Annotated in this window: 16 protein-coding genes; 7 read left to right on the top strand and 9 right to left on the bottom strand. The window is 44.0% G+C overall.

Annotated features, from left to right (window positions below; all coding sequences use genetic code 11):
- Positions 1-6: 6 nt before the first annotated feature.
- The 4 genes from ACS72_RS13440 (at position 7) to ACS72_RS13425 (ending at position 5,554) form a co-directional block, all read left to right on the top strand.
- Positions 7-3,186, top strand: coding sequence for an efflux RND transporter permease subunit (locus ACS72_RS13440; RefSeq protein WP_048882387.1), 3,180 nt, complete (start codon positions 7-9; stop codon positions 3,184-3,186).
- The gene (adeK, locus tag ACS72_RS13435; protein WP_048882386.1) at positions 3,186-4,646 is read left to right on the top strand and encodes a multidrug efflux RND transporter AdeIJK outer membrane channel subunit AdeK; all 1,461 of its coding nucleotides are present in this window, start codon (positions 3,186-3,188) and stop codon (positions 4,644-4,646) included. The genes ACS72_RS13440 and adeK overlap by 1 nt, the downstream gene beginning before the upstream one ends.
- A 110-nt stretch (positions 4,647-4,756) precedes the next feature.
- Entirely contained in the window at positions 4,757-5,113 is a 357-nt protein-coding gene (locus tag ACS72_RS13430; protein ID WP_048882385.1) for a YbjQ family protein, read from the top strand.
- A gap of 3 nt (positions 5,114-5,116) precedes the next feature.
- Positions 5,117-5,554: a YbjQ family protein gene (locus ACS72_RS13425; RefSeq protein ID WP_005222964.1), complete on the top strand. Its 438-nt coding sequence runs from the start codon at positions 5,117-5,119 to the stop codon at positions 5,552-5,554.
- A 9-nt stretch (positions 5,555-5,563) separates the two neighbouring features.
- Here the strand turns inward: ACS72_RS13425 and def are convergent, their stop codons facing one another.
- On the bottom strand, positions 5,564-6,040 hold the full coding sequence (gene def, locus ACS72_RS13420; RefSeq protein ID WP_048882384.1) for a peptide deformylase: 477 nt from the start codon (positions 6,038-6,040) through the stop codon (positions 5,564-5,566).
- Positions 6,041-6,375: 335 nt separating this feature from the next.
- Between def and ACS72_RS13415 the strand changes: the two genes are divergently transcribed.
- Positions 6,376-7,656 (top strand): MFS transporter, encoded by a 1,281-nt coding sequence (locus tag ACS72_RS13415; RefSeq protein ID WP_048882383.1) that lies wholly within the window; start codon positions 6,376-6,378, stop codon positions 7,654-7,656.
- 63 nt (positions 7,657-7,719) lie between these two features.
- Here ACS72_RS13415 and ACS72_RS13410 read toward each other — a convergent pair whose 3' ends face one another.
- The 3 genes from ACS72_RS13410 to ACS72_RS13400 all read right to left on the bottom strand — a co-directional run bounded on the left by ACS72_RS13410 (position 7,720) and on the right by ACS72_RS13400 (position 9,375).
- Positions 7,720-8,217, bottom strand: coding sequence for a DUF2505 family protein (locus tag ACS72_RS13410; RefSeq protein ID WP_048882382.1), 498 nt, complete (start codon positions 8,215-8,217; stop codon positions 7,720-7,722).
- Positions 8,218-8,383: 166 nt separating this feature from the next.
- On the bottom strand, positions 8,384-8,656 hold the full coding sequence (locus ACS72_RS13405) for a hypothetical protein (RefSeq protein ID WP_048882381.1): 273 nt from the start codon (positions 8,654-8,656) through the stop codon (positions 8,384-8,386).
- Between the two features lie 227 nt (positions 8,657-8,883).
- On the bottom strand, positions 8,884-9,375 hold the full coding sequence (locus tag ACS72_RS13400) for a hypothetical protein (RefSeq protein ID WP_048882380.1): 492 nt from the start codon (positions 9,373-9,375) through the stop codon (positions 8,884-8,886).
- Positions 9,376-9,784: 409 nt separating this feature from the next.
- Between ACS72_RS13400 and ACS72_RS13395 the strand changes: the two genes are divergently transcribed.
- Positions 9,785-10,252: a GNAT family N-acetyltransferase gene (locus ACS72_RS13395; protein WP_048882379.1), complete on the top strand. Its 468-nt coding sequence runs from the start codon at positions 9,785-9,787 to the stop codon at positions 10,250-10,252.
- Here ACS72_RS13395 and ACS72_RS13390 read toward each other — a convergent pair whose 3' ends face one another.
- The 5 genes from ACS72_RS13390 to ACS72_RS13370 all read right to left on the bottom strand — a co-directional run bounded on the left by ACS72_RS13390 (position 10,253) and on the right by ACS72_RS13370 (position 15,037).
- Complete coding sequence (locus ACS72_RS13390) at positions 10,253-12,100, bottom strand: diguanylate cyclase (RefSeq protein WP_048882378.1); 1,848 nt, start codon at positions 12,098-12,100, stop codon at positions 10,253-10,255.
- A gap of 173 nt (positions 12,101-12,273) precedes the next feature.
- Positions 12,274-12,612, bottom strand: coding sequence for an FKBP-type peptidyl-prolyl cis-trans isomerase (locus ACS72_RS13385; RefSeq protein WP_004814829.1), 339 nt, complete (start codon positions 12,610-12,612; stop codon positions 12,274-12,276).
- Positions 12,613-12,691: 79 nt separating this feature from the next.
- Positions 12,692-13,315, bottom strand: a complete 624-nt coding sequence (locus ACS72_RS13380; RefSeq protein ID WP_004814826.1) for an MgtC/SapB family protein — start codon at positions 13,313-13,315, stop codon at positions 12,692-12,694.
- 87 nt (positions 13,316-13,402) lie between these two features.
- Entirely contained in the window at positions 13,403-13,933 is a 531-nt protein-coding gene (locus tag ACS72_RS13375; RefSeq protein ID WP_004814824.1) for a YaeQ family protein, read from the bottom strand.
- An 81-nt stretch (positions 13,934-14,014) separates the two neighbouring features.
- Entirely contained in the window at positions 14,015-15,037 is a 1,023-nt protein-coding gene (locus tag ACS72_RS13370) for a GTP-binding protein (RefSeq protein WP_034593104.1), read from the bottom strand.
- A gap of 398 nt (positions 15,038-15,435) precedes the next feature.
- On the opposite strand from ACS72_RS13370, the gene ACS72_RS13365 reads away from it, so the two are divergent.
- Entirely contained in the window at positions 15,436-15,672 is a 237-nt protein-coding gene (locus tag ACS72_RS13365; RefSeq protein ID WP_008307546.1) for a hypothetical protein, read from the top strand.
- Positions 15,673-15,761: the final 89 nt, after the last annotated feature.

Below are 15,761 nucleotides of genomic sequence, written 5' to 3'. Positions count from 1 at the left end.
AGGTTTATGGCTCAATTTTTTATTCATCGTCCTATCTTTGCCTGGGTGATTGCACTGGTCATCATGCTGGCAGGTATTTTGACCCTGACCAAAATGCCGATTGCCCAGTATCCAACCATTGCACCGCCTACAGTTACGATTTCTGCGACTTATCCAGGTGCATCTGCTGAAACGGTCGAAAATACTGTAACTCAGATCATCGAGCAGCAAATGAATGGTCTGGATGGTCTGCGTTATATCTCATCTAACAGTGCGGGTAACGGTTCTTCGTCTATTTCCTTGAACTTTGAACAAGGTGTCGATCCTGATATCGCACAGGTTCAGGTTCAGAACAAACTACAGTCTGCGACTGCACTTCTTCCTGAAGATGTACAGCGTCAGGGTGTGCGTGTTACCAAATCAGGCGCCAGCTTCCTGCAGGTATTGGCTTTCTATTCACCTGATGGCAGCATGACCGCCGATGATATCAAAGACTATGTAAATTCGAACATTTCTGAACCTTTAAGCCGTGTGGCTGGGGTGGGTGAAGTTCAGGTCTTTGGTGGTTCTTATGCTATGCGAATCTGGCTTGATCCAGCCAAAATGGCGAGCCTGCAAGTCACGCCAAGTGATATTGCGACTGCCATTCGTACCCAGAATGCTCAGGTCGCTGTGGGTCAGCTCGGTGGTGCACCAGCTGTTGAAGGACAAGTTCTGAATGCGACTGTCACCGCACAAAGCCTGCTGCAAACTCCAGAACAGTTCAGCAATATCTTCCTGAAAAACACCACTTCAGGCGCACAAGTCCGTCTGGGTGATGTTGCACGGGTTGAACTCGGTGCAGATAACTATCAGTTTGATTCGAAGTTTAACGGTAAACCGGCTGGTGGTGTGGCAATTAAACTTGCCACTGGTGCTAACGCACTTGATACAGCCCAAGCAGTAGAAGAACGCTTAGAGCAGTTACGTCCGAACTATCCGCAAGGCATGGTCGACCAACTGGCTTTTGACACCACGCCATTTATTGAACTGTCGATCAAGAGTGTAGTTAAAACGCTGATCGAAGCAATTATTCTAGTGTTCCTGGTCATGTTCCTGTTCCTGCAGAACTGGCGTGCTACCATTATTCCAACCATGGCAGTTCCAGTCGTGGTATTGGGTACCTTTGCGGTGATTAACGTTTTTGGCTTCTCGATTAATACCCTAACCATGTTTGCCATGGTACTGGCGATTGGTCTTCTGGTCGATGACGCGATTGTTGTGGTCGAGAACGTCGAACGGGTCATGGTGGAAGAGCATCTGGATCCGGTTTCTGCAACTGAAAAGTCGATGAAACAGATTTCTGGTGCACTGATTGGTATTACCTCGGTGCTATCGGCAGTATTCGTTCCAATGGCTTTCTTCGGTGGAACCACCGGGGTTATTTATCGTCAGTTCTCGATTACGCTGGTCACAGCAATGGTCTTGTCGCTGATAGTGGCATTAACCTTTACCCCTGCCCTATGTGCGACCCTGCTGAAACAGCATGATCCGAACAAGCCGCAAAGTAATGGTATATTTGCGCGTTTCTTCCGCTGGTTTAATAGCAGTTTTGACAAGGTTTCTGTGAAATATCAGGGCGGCGTCAACCGTATGACTCACAGCAAGATTTTCTCAGGCGTGGTGTATGCCGTGGTACTGGGTATTATTGTGCTGTTATTCCAGAAACTGCCTTCTTCGTTCTTACCGGATGAAGACCAAGGTGTCGTTATGACGCTGGTTCAGTTACCACCAAATGCAACACTGGAACGTACTGACAACGTGGTTAACACCATGACGAATTATTTCTTGGAAAACGAGAAAGAGCATGTCGAGTCCGTGTTTAGTGTGGCAGGTTTCTCCTTTACCGGTGTGGGTCAAAACGCAGGCCTAGCGTTTATTAAACTGAAAGACTGGTCAGAGCGTAACAGTCCGGAAGCTCAAGTCGGTGCCATTATTCAACGTGGTATGGCGTTGAACATGATTGTCAAAGATGCATCTTATATCATGCCATTGCAGCTTCCTGCGATGCCTGAACTTGGTGTATCGGCTGGCTTTAACTTACAGCTCAAAGCTGCAAGTGGTCAAAGTCATGAGCAACTTCTGGCAGCACGTAATACGATTCTGGGGCTGGCAGCACAAGACTCGCGTCTCGCTGGTGTGCGTCCAAATGGTCAGGAAGATACTCCACAGTACCGTGTCATTGTCGATCATGCACAAGCCGGTGCACTCGGTGTCAGTGTTGCTGAAATTAACAGCACCATGAGCATGGCGTGGGGTGGTTCGTACATCAACGACTTCCTTGACCGTGGTCGTGTGAAAAAAGTGTACGTTCAGGGTGAAGCCAGCTCTCGTATGATGCCGGAAGACCTGAACCAGTGGTATGTTCGTAACAACCGTGGCGAAATGGTTCCGTTCTCGGCATTCGCAACGGGTGAATGGACTTATGGTTCGCCTCGTCTGGAACGCTATAATGGTGTATCTGCGATGAACATTCAGGGTACACCGGCACCGGGCGTGAGCTCAGGTGATGCAATGCGTGCGATGGAAGAAATCATTGCCAAGCTTCCTGAAATGGGCATGCAAGGTTTCGACTATGAATGGACTGGTCTGTCTCTGGAAGAACGTGAGTCTGGCGCACAGGCACCATTCTTGTACGCGCTTTCACTGTTGATCGTGTTCCTGTGTCTGGCTGCATTGTATGAAAGCTGGTCAATTCCATTCTCGGTTCTTCTGGTTGTACCATTAGGCATCGTGGGTGCATTACTATTGACCTTTGGCGGTATGATTCTGTTTAAAGACCCGAACCTGTCGAATAACATCTACTTCCAGGTAGCGATTATTGCCGTAATTGGTCTTTCTGCGAAAAACGCAATCTTGATTGTGGAATTCGCCAAAGAGCTTCAGGAACAGGGCGAAGAGTTGTTTGATGCGACCCTGCATGCAGCAAAAATGCGTTTACGTCCAATTATCATGACCACCCTTGCCTTCGGTTTTGGTGTACTTCCACTAGCACTTGCTTCAGGTGCCGGTGCCGGTAGCCAGCACTCTGTCGGTTATGGTGTACTCGGTGGTGTAATCAGTTCAACACTGTTGGGTATCTTCTTTATTCCAGTCTTCTATGTCTGGATCCGGACGGTGTTCAAGTACAAACCAAAACAACAAAATAAACAGGAGCAAACCTCGTGATGCATAAAGTATGGTCTGTTTCAGGTCGTGGCATTGCGGTTTCTGCACTTGCGCTTGCTTTGACAGCTTGTCAAAGCATGCGTGGCCCAGAGCCCGTGGCACAAGCCGACATTCCGCAAAGCTATATCGGTTCTGCCTCAGGCACTTCCGTTGCTGAGCAAGGTTATAAAGATTTTTTTGCTGATCAACGCTTGGTTCAAGTTATTGATTTAGCTTTAAACAATAACCGCGATTTACGTACTGCAGCGCTGAATATTCAGCGTGCGCAGCAAGCGTACCAGATCACTGAAAATAATCAGCTTCCAACGATTGGTGCCAGTGGCAGTGTATTGCGTCAGGACACCATGAGTACACAAAGCCGTGGTGCAACGACAACCTATAATGTTGGTCTAGGTGTGACTGCCTACGAACTTGACTTTTGGGGGCGTGTACGCAGTTTGAAAGACAATGCTTTAGATACTTATCTGGCCACTGCGAGTGCGCGTGATGCAACACAAATCTCGCTGATCAGTCAGGTAGCACAGGCATGGTTAAATTATTCATTTGCCAATGCTAACTTGAGGCTTGCCAATCAAACCCTGCAAACCCAGCTTGAGTCTTTTAACCTCAACAAGAAACGTTTCGATGTGGGCATCGACAGTGAAGTTCCTGTTCGTCAGGCACAGATTTCTGTAGAAACTGCACGTAATGATGTAGCGAACTACAAGACTCAGGTAGCACAGGCACAAAACCTGCTAAATCTACTTGTCGGCCAGTCTGTACCAGCGAATTTACTGCCAGCTGATCGAGTGACCCGGATTACCACAGCATCCGCTTTGGGTTCAGGTCTTCCAAGTGATCTGCTGGTGAACCGCCCAGACATCCGTACTGCAGAATATCAACTGTCTGCTGCAGGTGCCAATATTGCTGCTGCACGTGCCCGTTTATTCCCTACCATCAGTCTGACCGGTTCAGCGGGTTATGCTTCAGCTGACTTAAGCGATCTGTTTAAATCAGGAAGTTTCGTCTGGTCGCTGGGTCCTAGTCTGGATATTCCGATCTTTGATTGGGGTACACGTAGAGCAAATATCAGAATTTCAGAAACAGACCAGCAAATCGCGCTGTCTGATTATGAAAGATCGATTCAATCTGCTTTCCGTGAAGTCAACGATGCACTAGCAGTGCGTCAGAACATTGGCGACCGTTTAGCTGCACAACGTCGTCTAGTGGATGCAACTAATACGACGTATCGTCTGTCCAACGCCCGCTTCCGTGCTGGGATTGACAGCTATTTAACTGTCTTAGATGCACAGCGTACTTCGTATGCAGCCGAACAAGGCTTGTTATTGCTGGAACAGGCGAATCTGAACAACCAGGTAGAATTGTACAAATCTCTGGGTGGTGGTTTAAAAACCAATACCTCAGATACAATTCAATACCCGCCATCTACAGCTGAACGTAAACAGGCAAATCAGCAGTAAGTCTCGGTTTTCGATCTTATTGAAAAAGCTCACTTCGGTGGGCTTTTTTATTGCTTTTTATCGTGGAGTTTCTTATCTTCAAAGGAACAGAATCAGGTTCTCTATCCCTTATGCTACTCAGTAATCTGGAATCCGTCCCGGGACATGTTATTAGCCGTCAAATCGATGTGGTCTATGGCAGTACGGTACGTAGTAAACACGTTGGCCGTGATTTGCTTGCAGGTTTGAAAAATATTGTTGGCGGTGAGCTGACTGCCTATACCGAACTTCTGGAAGAATCGCGCCAAGAAGCGATGAACCGGATGATTGAAAAAGCTCGTCAGATGGGTGCCAATGCAATTGTCGGCATTCGTTTCTCAACGTCTAACATCGCCCAGGGTGCATCTGAACTGTTTGTATATGGTACAGCGGTGGTAGTGGAGCCGAATGTTCCAAAGCTTCCAGATCCCTTCCCGTCAGCAGGTTAAGCTATGGATAACCTGATTTTTCAGTTTGTCGTTTTTGCCCTGCTGTTTTCGGTAGGTTTTGGCTTTGGTCGTTATTATGAACGAAAACATCTAAAAGAGCTGGCGGAACAGGAAGTACGGCTTGCTCATATTGTGCTGGATACTCACCGTTTTACAACTTCAGAATTTGAAGGTCAGCTGATTAGCTCCAATGTAGTGATTTCCCATGATTATTTTAAATATGTGATTGCCAATATTCAGAACATTTTGGGTGGACGTCTGGTCAGCTATGAAAGTATTGTGGAACGTGCACGCCGGGAAGCTGTTGTTCGCCTGAAGCGTGAAGCTGAGAAAATCGGTGCTACTCAGATTATGGGATTACGCTTGAGTACTACGGAACTGGGCATGCAAGGTGGAATGGTGGAAGTCTTTGCTTATGGCACTGCCATTAAAAAGCCTTAAGTCTTAGATTCAAAGTCGCTCAGTGAATAATATTCCATTCAGATGATCGATTTCATGCTGCACAATCCGTGCAGCAAAGCCACTAAATTCAGCATCAACCTGCACACCTTCCATAGTGTAATAACGCACCCGGATATCTTGTGCCCGAGCAACTTTGCCTCTTTGATCCGGCACACTTAAACAGCCTTCTTCGCCCAGAACTTGTGCTTCAGAAACATGCACAATTTCCGGATTGAGCATTGTCACTGCTTCCATATACGGTGCATCGGGATAACGCAGGTTTGGACGTGAAGCGACAATAATGATCCGCTTGGAAATATACACTTGCGGGGCAGCAATACCTACCCCCTGACGGTCAAGCATGGTATCCATCATGGCTTTATTGAGCTGATACAGCCACTCACTGCCGAATTCCGAATCTGCCACAGCAGTTGCAACGAGTCCTAAAATTGCCTCACCTTGCCTGGCCACGGTTAACACAGTCATGTCAAATCTCTCTTCATTTAAGGCAGTGCCTCTACTCTTTATAAGCCAGTTTTAGCGCGTTCCAAAGCAGATTTTTTTGTAATCTGTATCACTGAAAACTTTTTAAACGAATAGCCTGATCAGGAAAGAACATCAATACGAACTAAAAAATCAGTCATCTCTATTTTTTAGTTCAGTTCTTTACTCAATTTCAACTTTTATTATTCCAAAGCATTTTATAAATATCTTTTTTTATAACTTTTAGTTTATTTTTAGCAAAGAAAGATTGATTATTCAATAAAAAATGTTTCTTTTAAAATCAAACAAATACTCAGTAATGGATTAAGGATTTCAGCATGGATGCACCTCCGCGCCTGTCACAAGCAGATAAACGCACTCTTGGACTTTCATCACTGGGCGGCGCGCTCGAGTTTTATGATTTTGTCATCTATGTATTTTATGCCAAGCTCATTTCAGAGCTGTTCTTCCCCAGCACACTCAGTCCTTTCTGGGCCATGTTGAATACCTACGGCATTTTTGCTGCGGGTTATTTCTTCCGTCCATTGGGTGGTGTAGTGATGGCACATTTTGGTGATCTAATTGGACGTAAACGACTGTTTAGCCTGTCAATTCTGTTAATGGCACTACCTACCCTGATGATCGGGATCATGCCGACCTTTGAAAGCATTGGTTATGCAGCGCCAATTCTGTTGCTGTTAATGCGTGTGCTACAAGGAATTGCCATTGGTGGTGAAATTCCTGCTGCCTGGACTTTTGTTTCTGAACATGTCCCTGAACGCCGTATCGGGATTGCCAATGGTGTGCTTACCGCAGGCCTGTCACTCGGGATTCTGCTGGGAGCCTTGATGTCACTCTTTATTTCCTTACAGTTCTCTGAAGCAGAAATTAAAGACTGGGCATGGCGTATTCCCTTTATCCTCGGTGGTATTTTTGGTTTTGTAGCGTTGTACCTGCGAAGTTACCTGAAAGAAACACCGGTATTTAAAGCCATGCAGGCCAAAAAAGAACTGGCAAAAGAATTGCCGGTGAAACAGGTTCTGGCAAAGCATAAAACCGGTGTCGTGATTGGAATGCTTTTTACCTGGTTCTTGACGGGCTGTGTAGTGGTGCTGATTCTGGCGATGCCAAACCTGTTGGTCGGTGCTTTTGGTTTTGAACGTGCCGATGCTTTCAAAATGCAAAGTGCGGCGATTGTGATGCAAATGGTAGGCTGTGTGCTGGCAGGTGTATTGGCCGATCGTTTTGGTGCTGGGCGTGTCATTCTGCTTGGTTCCCTTCTAGTTGCGGCTATGGCGGGCATTTTCTATAACAGCCTAGGCCATGTTGCACCGTCAACCGTGTTCATGCTGTATATGTTGTTAGGTTTAAGCTCCGGTACAGTCGGGATGGTGTCTTACAGCATGGTAAAAATGTTCCCGGCACAGATCCGCTTTACCGGGATTTCTTTCTCTTACAATCTGGCCTATGCTATTGCCGGCGGAATTACCTTGCCACTCGTACAATGGCTTAGCCTGTATAGCAATATTGGTGCAATGTACTATGTCTGGACTGTATGTCTGGTGACCCTGTTCACTGCCCTGATTTATAGAAGTAAATTTGAAAAATCAGCAATCTGATCAATAAAATATTGTGATAAAAAAGAGCCCTAATATGGGCTCTTTGTTTGACCTTTTTGCCATTTAGGCAGTCAGGCTTTTACGGATTTCATCTTCAATGATGCTGATTTCAATCTGGCTAAATTTGCGGATTTCGCCTTCCGCATGTTTTTCCAGCATGCCGCCGACCAAGGGCACCTTTACTTTTACGGTCCAGTCCAGTTGAAACTCAATCTGGCGTTCGTCACCTTTTACTGCACGTTGGCAAGTCGCTTCGATTGGCAGGTTCGCACCAAGCTCCACTGTAGAAGTTAAATGTTCCAGATTACTGATGTCGGTACGTTGCAGACGAAAAGCATCACGTAACAGTTTTTTTGCGATATCTGGAATATTCACGTCCAAGTTATATGCACGTTTCAAGGTATAAATTTCACCCTGTTTCTCAGAAACCAGAATCTCCATGTTCTGCGCCGGAATACGACGACAGACCGCTTCGTGCATGCTGATATCACTGACCAGACGCTTGAATTCATCAATAGAAATACCATTGATGTTTGCCTTTACAGTAAATTGATGTGCCATGTGGTTTTCCTTTTTATTTTTTAAATTGTGGATGTGGCTTGTATTGGGGAAGCTTATTATAAAGCCAAATTCAGGATCAGATAACTTTGCTGTATATCGACAGTATTAAATTGAATTTCTGATCCAGAGTCATTATGCAGTGTTTAGGTAAATTAAGGCACATAAGTCAATCATCCACCTTTAACCACACTTGAGTTTTCACGCCACTACTGATGATCAGCTTGGCTCCAGAATAGCAAATGACAGCTTCAAACTCATCTGCACCATCATCCAGCCCAGAGGTATACCAAGTCGTACCTTTCGGAAAATCATTCAGCCAAATGACCTTATAAAAATCTGATACCGAATCAAACTGGAGATACTGCTGCGGCTGTGCCTGAATTTTCCGTGCCAATTCGGTAAAAAGACTCAGTTGGGCCTGCCGGAAGTCAATCAGCATTGTCGTGCTCCTGACAAAAGCAGATTTTAGCATGCTGACTGCTTGCGAATAACAGATAGGGATATTTGCACAGTGACATATAGCTGAGGACCTCGATCCTATAGAATATATGCACTGCTTCATCAATAGACAGAAAACAAGAATGAGGGCTATTAATAGTTAAGAAAGTTATAGACCAAACAGATTACATCAACCTGAACAGTTATCCGTATTCATTCAAAACTTTATTAGGCACAATGTGCATGGTCTGACTCGAAACGATGTTCATATCGATGTTCTTCTCCATGCCGGTCCACATGCGTATAGAAAACTCCATAACGTCCCACATAATACTCGATGGATTGACCGTAAAAATTCCAGTAAATAGACCACTCTCCCAAGTCCATTTTTCGGATCACACTATTGGTCTGCAACGGCATTCGATTCAACCATTTCTGCTGCAAACCTTCAGCATGAGTACGCTCGGTAATAATCGCGGGCTGCTTGAATAACATTTTAGCGATATCATCGAACAGTTCTAGCTCATAAGCATCTACCGTCATAGCCAGTTCATGTGGCTTTTGTGCAGTAGAAATAGACGTTTGATCTTGGGAAGATGGCGGCACTGCTTCAGGCTTTAAGCGCTGACCATGATAGCGGGCTTTATAGATTTTGAAGGCGATTATCCAGGCAACATACATCACCAAAACACTACAGATAATAAGCATTACTTTGACCATAGGCTAAGCCTCTTATTCATTTTTCTTATCTTCAATCTGTAACTACAGATCTACTCAATTACAGTTCATTTACAAACCATAACATATTGATTGAAAAATACCCAACTTTAGTCATTTCAAAATATTTCGAAAACTTTATATTTCCCACTACAGTATGATTTCTTTAAATACTTCTAAAATATTTTTTATACTGACTAAAGAATTTAGCTTTAATGGAAATGCGAATAAAAATCAATACACGCTGTCTAACAATTTAAACAAGCCACACAAATGCGCCACAGAAACACTGTATAAAGAGTTTTTTTGCCGGAAAATTCCATAAAAATATAACAATCTCAGACTTTCATTCATACTCTAGATGCTGCTAAATGAAACACTCGTTATTATTTAGTTTAGTTAAATTTGCCTTATGATTCGTGAAGGAAAGGTTCAGGATATTCCTCAAATTGTACATGTTGTTCATGATAGTATTCGCTCCTGTGTCATGGATCATCAACGTGAGGAAACCCGTATACAAACCTGGCTTGAAGCATTTACCCATTCCACCCTGATTGTGGAAATGCTATATAACGATTGCTGGGTGTATACCGTACATGACAGAGTGGTCGGTTTTCTGATGGTGAGTGATCAGGGAGAAATCCGCATGCATTATGTAAGTAGCGGTATGCAGCGCATGGGATATGGAACACAGTTATTTTATTACATGCTGGATTTTATGACGCCTAAAAAAATTGACCGTCTCGAAATTGAAACTACACGAACTGCATTGCCCTACTATACTAAACTTGGTTTTAAGAATACTTCTCCCCACATGCAGGATGAACCTGCGTTGCACCTGTTCAAAGCTTTATCTTCCAGCACCTATCCTCAGTTCTGATCAGGCTGCAACAGCCTTGCTTTTGATTTGGTCTCTACCTGCAAGTTTGGCTTCATACAGATGCTGGTCTGCTGTTTTCATTAGTGTATGAATATCTGCATAAGGATGATGAGCATCCATATAGGCAACCCCTATACTTACAGTAACATAATCTTTATCATCCCCGCGGTTATCATGCGCTAACTGCTCTGCCCGCACTGCAAGCAGGACAATTTCAAGAATTTCTTGGGCTTCAGCAATCGGCATATCATGTAACAGGATTGCGAATTCTTCCCCTCCGTAACGCGCTAGATACCCCTGTTTAGGTAGAACCTGCTGAATCACTTGAACCAGCCGTTGTAATACTTCATCACCTTTTAAGTGACCATAGTAATCATTGTATTTTTTAAAGTAGTCCACATCGATCATGGCAAAGGACAAGGTCTGTTCAGGATGTTGAATGGTCTGATTAAACAGGCGCTGGATTTCTTCATTTAAGGCACGCCGGTTATAGGCGCCAGTCAATGCATCGACATTAATCTGATATTGCAGTTTGGTATTCAGTTCATGTAGCTGTGCTGTTCTTTCTCGAACCTTCTGATCCAGTGAACTGTTCAAGACCATTAATTTATTATTCAGTCGCTCGGTATAGTAGGTTTGATGGGCATAATTACGAGATTGTTGAAACATAATGATCAAGGCATACAGACTGGTCGAAATAAATGACAGATGTACGCTCTCAATTACATTCAGTAATACCAGATAATCATTAAGAAAAGTCACACACAGAAAGATGATGGCAAACAGGTTAGTGGACGAATATTCATCCCCTTGAGAAAGTGTCACATAAAACCCGTAAATAAAATTACCCAGTATCACCAGACCATAGATAACACTATACAAAGCCAGACGCTCAAAAACTTCCGGTGTGCTGAACAATGTTACTGCGATATTAAAAATCAGTAATCCCGCACCTACGTAATAAATTGAACGTCGGATGTAACGCGGCTTAAACAGGTACATGTAGCTCAGGAAGAATAAGATTGCCAGAAAAGTAAACAGATATTCTAGACGAGCGCCCCATAACCAACTGATTTTACTAACAATGGCGTATGGATGCGGCGCAGAAAACAGATTATGCAGTGCCAAAAAAATAATAAATAAGCCAAAAATAAATACACTGCGGCTGTTTCGCTCCACAGATCCGCGAAACAGGGAAAATAAAATAGTAAATAGTCCTACACCCAGCACTGTGCCACAGACCACGGCGATACTCATCATTTGCAACATAAACTGTCGGTTAATGGTCGCAGAGGGGCCAATTTTCAGCGGCTTTTCTAGTCCGCCATGCAAATTAGTATAGTTGGAAACCTGAATACTTAAGGTGAAATATTCATTCTGTGGCACAAAAGATGCAATCTTAGGTGCTTTTTCAGTCACCTGCCCGGTCGGGGTTTTACTGATTTCACCAAGACGCAGCAAGATATCCCCATTTAAATAAATGCTATAAGCACCATACTGACTCGGAATCTGAATCGCTAAACGTTGTCCGATAAATTTTTTGGGAATTTTAAAATGGCTAATAAAAGTGCCATAAGTAGCATTGGTTCCGGTGAGACTCTTGAATGAAGCTGGAAGTTCAACTACTTGTGATTCGAGTTCAGGATCTGGTTGCTCAATGAACTGACGTGGATAGAACTGCCATTTGCCTTGCAACAAGGTGGTACTATCTTCATCAAATTTTAGTTCGGTGACCTCATTCTGATGAGCTAGGAAATAAGATTCTGGAGCAGCATCATATTGAGCCCACACGATCCGTGTAGTCCCCATCAAAAATATCAGCATCAACCACGATGCCAATATCAGCATAATCCCCCTAAACCTGAGCAAAAAGGCCATCCTGTAGCTACTGTTATTAATTCTAATGTACGTGGAATGTTGGATATTGCCAATGATTTTTCATATAAAAAAGCAGGATAACCGACGAGCTATCCTGCTGCTGAATTCCTGACATATTGTACTGTTCAGAAAGTCACATAATATCAGTCACGTGTTTTAACGTCATACAGTTCGATTTCAAAAATCAGGTTGGAATTTGCCGGGATAATGTTCCCCATTTTACGTTCACCGTAAGCCAGATGAGCAGGTACGATCAGCTTACGTTTGCCCCCTACTTTCATGCCGATGATGCCTTGATCCCAGCCTTTAATCACACGACCAGTGCCGATGACCGTCTCAAAATAGTTGCCACGATCCAGCGATGAATCAAACTTGGTTCCATCTTCCAGCCAGCCAGTGTAATGCGTTGTAATCAGTGCACCTTTTACCGCTTCTTTACCTTCACCCACCACCAGGTCAATAATTTCTAGTTCTTTGGTCATCGCCAATATCCTTCATTTTGCAAATAGCCCTAGTATAAACACGATTGAGCCAAATTCCTCAGACTTTAACTGCAATGGATCAAAAGCTGAGTTCCTGAATCTTCTTATCCTGTAATAAATACTGGGTTAATTTCTGGTGATTTTTAGCCGAACCCATCAGGATCCAGCGGCCTGTGATCCGTCGGTCGATTTTTTGCTGGCTGGAATGAATGACTTTTAATTTGTATTGTTTAAACAGTTTTTCATAATGATCCGGCTCATGCTGCTCAAAAGGACAGACAATTTCGTAGTTACGTTCTTGATTCAGATGCTCAATCCCACGTTGCACGTAGACCAGTAGAACCAGTACGATCAGCACGATCACCGTTGCCCAGACACTTAACAGTTCATAGCCCGCACCGACTGCCATGCCCAGTGCAGCTGTCATCCAGATTGTGGTTGCAGTGGTAATACCAGAAATCCGGTTATCATCTTTTAAAATCACTCCGGCTCCCAGAAAACCCAGGCCAGTTAAGACATTGGCTGCCAGACGGTCGGGGTTGGCGACGCCGATTTTTAAGGAAATAATAGTAAATAGACAGGAACTCAGACTGACCATGATCATGGTGCGCAGTCCGGCAGACTTACTGTGATATTCCCGTTCTGCCCCAATAACTGCACCAATCACGACTGCTAACAGCAAATCATAAAGTTCATGATACATGCTTCGTCCCTGGAACTTATTATTCTCTCCAGATATACGAAATATTGGGGCGAGGATACAAGTCGAAACTTGCATCCTTGTGAGTTGTTATTGTAACTGTTCCCACTCAATTACAGCCTGTGCCTGATCGCCAATCAAAGTCCATTCACTATCCATGATGTTTAGCTGCAACTGCATAGTGCGTTCACACAGTTGTTGTACCGCTTCGGTACTGGCCGGAGACAGCTTCCAAACTTCCACATTGGATAGGGTCTTCAGTTTAGAACTGCGCTTGTACCATTCATCGACAGAAGTACCATAAGCCACGACTGCAACTTTCTTGCAACGGGCACTTGCCTTTTTGACCTTATCTTCATCGGGCAAGCCGACTTCGATCCACTGTATCAATTGACCGGTCAGGTCTTTCTCCCAGAGAGCAGGTTCATCAGTTTCAAACAGGTCTTTAGTAAATTCAAGCGCTTCACCAGCAAAACGTGCATAAGCCAAAACACGCACCATTAGACGTTCAATGGTTTCCGAAGGATGCAATGCCATCGTTAACTGATAGTCTTCATAACGATGGTTATCCATATCGGCAATATTCAGGTCAGCCTTGTAAATCGTTGCTTTAAGCGCCATAACACAATCCTCAAATTTGGCGCCTAGCATATAAGATTTATATCGATTTTGCTGAACAGATTTATCGCCATGCCAGAAAATTTAGCTAGCAGAATGTCCTGCTTCCGCATCAATCCGGCATTGCATCAGCGCAGTTTCAAAATTCAGCCAGTCACGTTCAGTCTGGTAAATAATCTCGACCCGGTTATCAATACCCTCTTCTGCTGACTGATAGTTAAACTGCTCCGGATTAAAGTTAAAGCTTTTCCAGCCCTGATTGGTATTAAAAATCCCTTTGATACGTAGCCAGTCCTGCTGTTCACAGAGCAAATCAAGCAGATCATAAAAATCAAACTGCCAGCGTTTTGGCAACTTCCAGCCAGCCACTGCATAACCTTGTGCGGATTCCACATAATGATAAGGTAGCTGCTGGATTTTCACTGCAACCTCATCTGCACCAAGGGAACGCTGCTGTTTTAACAAGGGCTGAATCTGACGAACAGAACCGATATAGTCCTGCTTGAGCTGTTCAATATCAATCTGGCCATTTGCACTAAATAACCAGACCTGGTTATAAGCCTGGTACTCCTGCTGTAGCTGTTTCAAACTTTCCTGATCTTCTGCAGTCATTAAATCGGTATGCGACACAATGACAATATGTGCAGCCTTGAGCTGATCGGCATACAGGTTCTGGGTCGTCCAGGCCTGATCATGCAAACGCGAACCATCGACGACAGTCATTAATGCCTGCATCTTCAGATGAGTCTGCCAGTGCGGTTCTGTGAGCTGTTCCAATAACTGCGCTGGATGCCCCAACCCGGTCGGCTCAATAAACAGTCGATCTGGCTTGGATTCAGATAATAATCGGGACAATGCCACCTGCATTGGCAACTGACTGCTACAGCATAAACAGCCACCCAATAGTTCTTTGACTGCGTAGCCTTCATCTTGTGGTAATAAGGCTTGATCCACGCCAATCTGACCAAACTCATTCATCAATACTGCCCAGACTTCATTTTCCGGCTTTTGACTGAGCAAATGCTTCAGTAGTGTGGTTTTTCCTGCCCCTAAAAAACCGGAAATAATATGCACGGGCACTGCAGATGAAGGAGAAAGGAGTTTCAAGGCGAGCTCACATAGCAATGAAAATGAAGAAATTGATACATTATAACAATGCCATTTGGCTTACAGGGAGTTAATTTACTGACTTAACTAGTAAGTTCTTCAAAACTTCAATTCTGTCAGTTTTTACCAATTTTCAGCGTAGACAACCACTGACACAAGCTTAAAATTTAACCAAATATGAAATGTTTTAAAACATTTTAATTGATTTTTTGGGGTTAAATTTAACCAAAATAAAACATAACTCTGAGTTTTGTATATCAGACGTATATATTGTTCTGTACCTTCTGTTAAATCAATTGCGGTACGAATTTTCAGCCCCTAGCATAAATCCCTGTTGTGTTGATGTGATGGTCAACGCAATAAATGACTTGTGAATAAAACCTATAAGGATGCCAAACATGAACTATGCTCAAATTCTACTTGCAACTACACTCAGCGCAGCAGCGGCAACTAGCTTCGCAGCAACTAAAACCACAGATAGCAAAGCAACAACTGAAGAAGAAAAAGTGGTCGTGAGCACTCAGGAGCTTCCTGAAACTCAAGCTGCAACTGCTCCGGCGACTGCAGAACAACCAGCTTCAGAAGCAGCTGCAGAACCTGCAACTAAAACACCAAAAGCATCATCTGCTCAATAAGGCAATTTTGCTTTTACCGATAATGAGTAGCCGTTCATTCGGGTACTCATAGCTCCTGTTGGGTAACTCTCCAGTGGATTTATAGTCCA

The organism is Acinetobacter sp. VT 511, assembly GCF_001077515.1.
In the GTDB taxonomy this organism is placed as follows: Bacteria; Pseudomonadota; Gammaproteobacteria; order Pseudomonadales; family Moraxellaceae; genus Acinetobacter; species Acinetobacter schindleri.
Note: the sequence above shows the minus strand (reverse complement) of the source record. Positions and strands in the feature narration are given on the sequence as shown.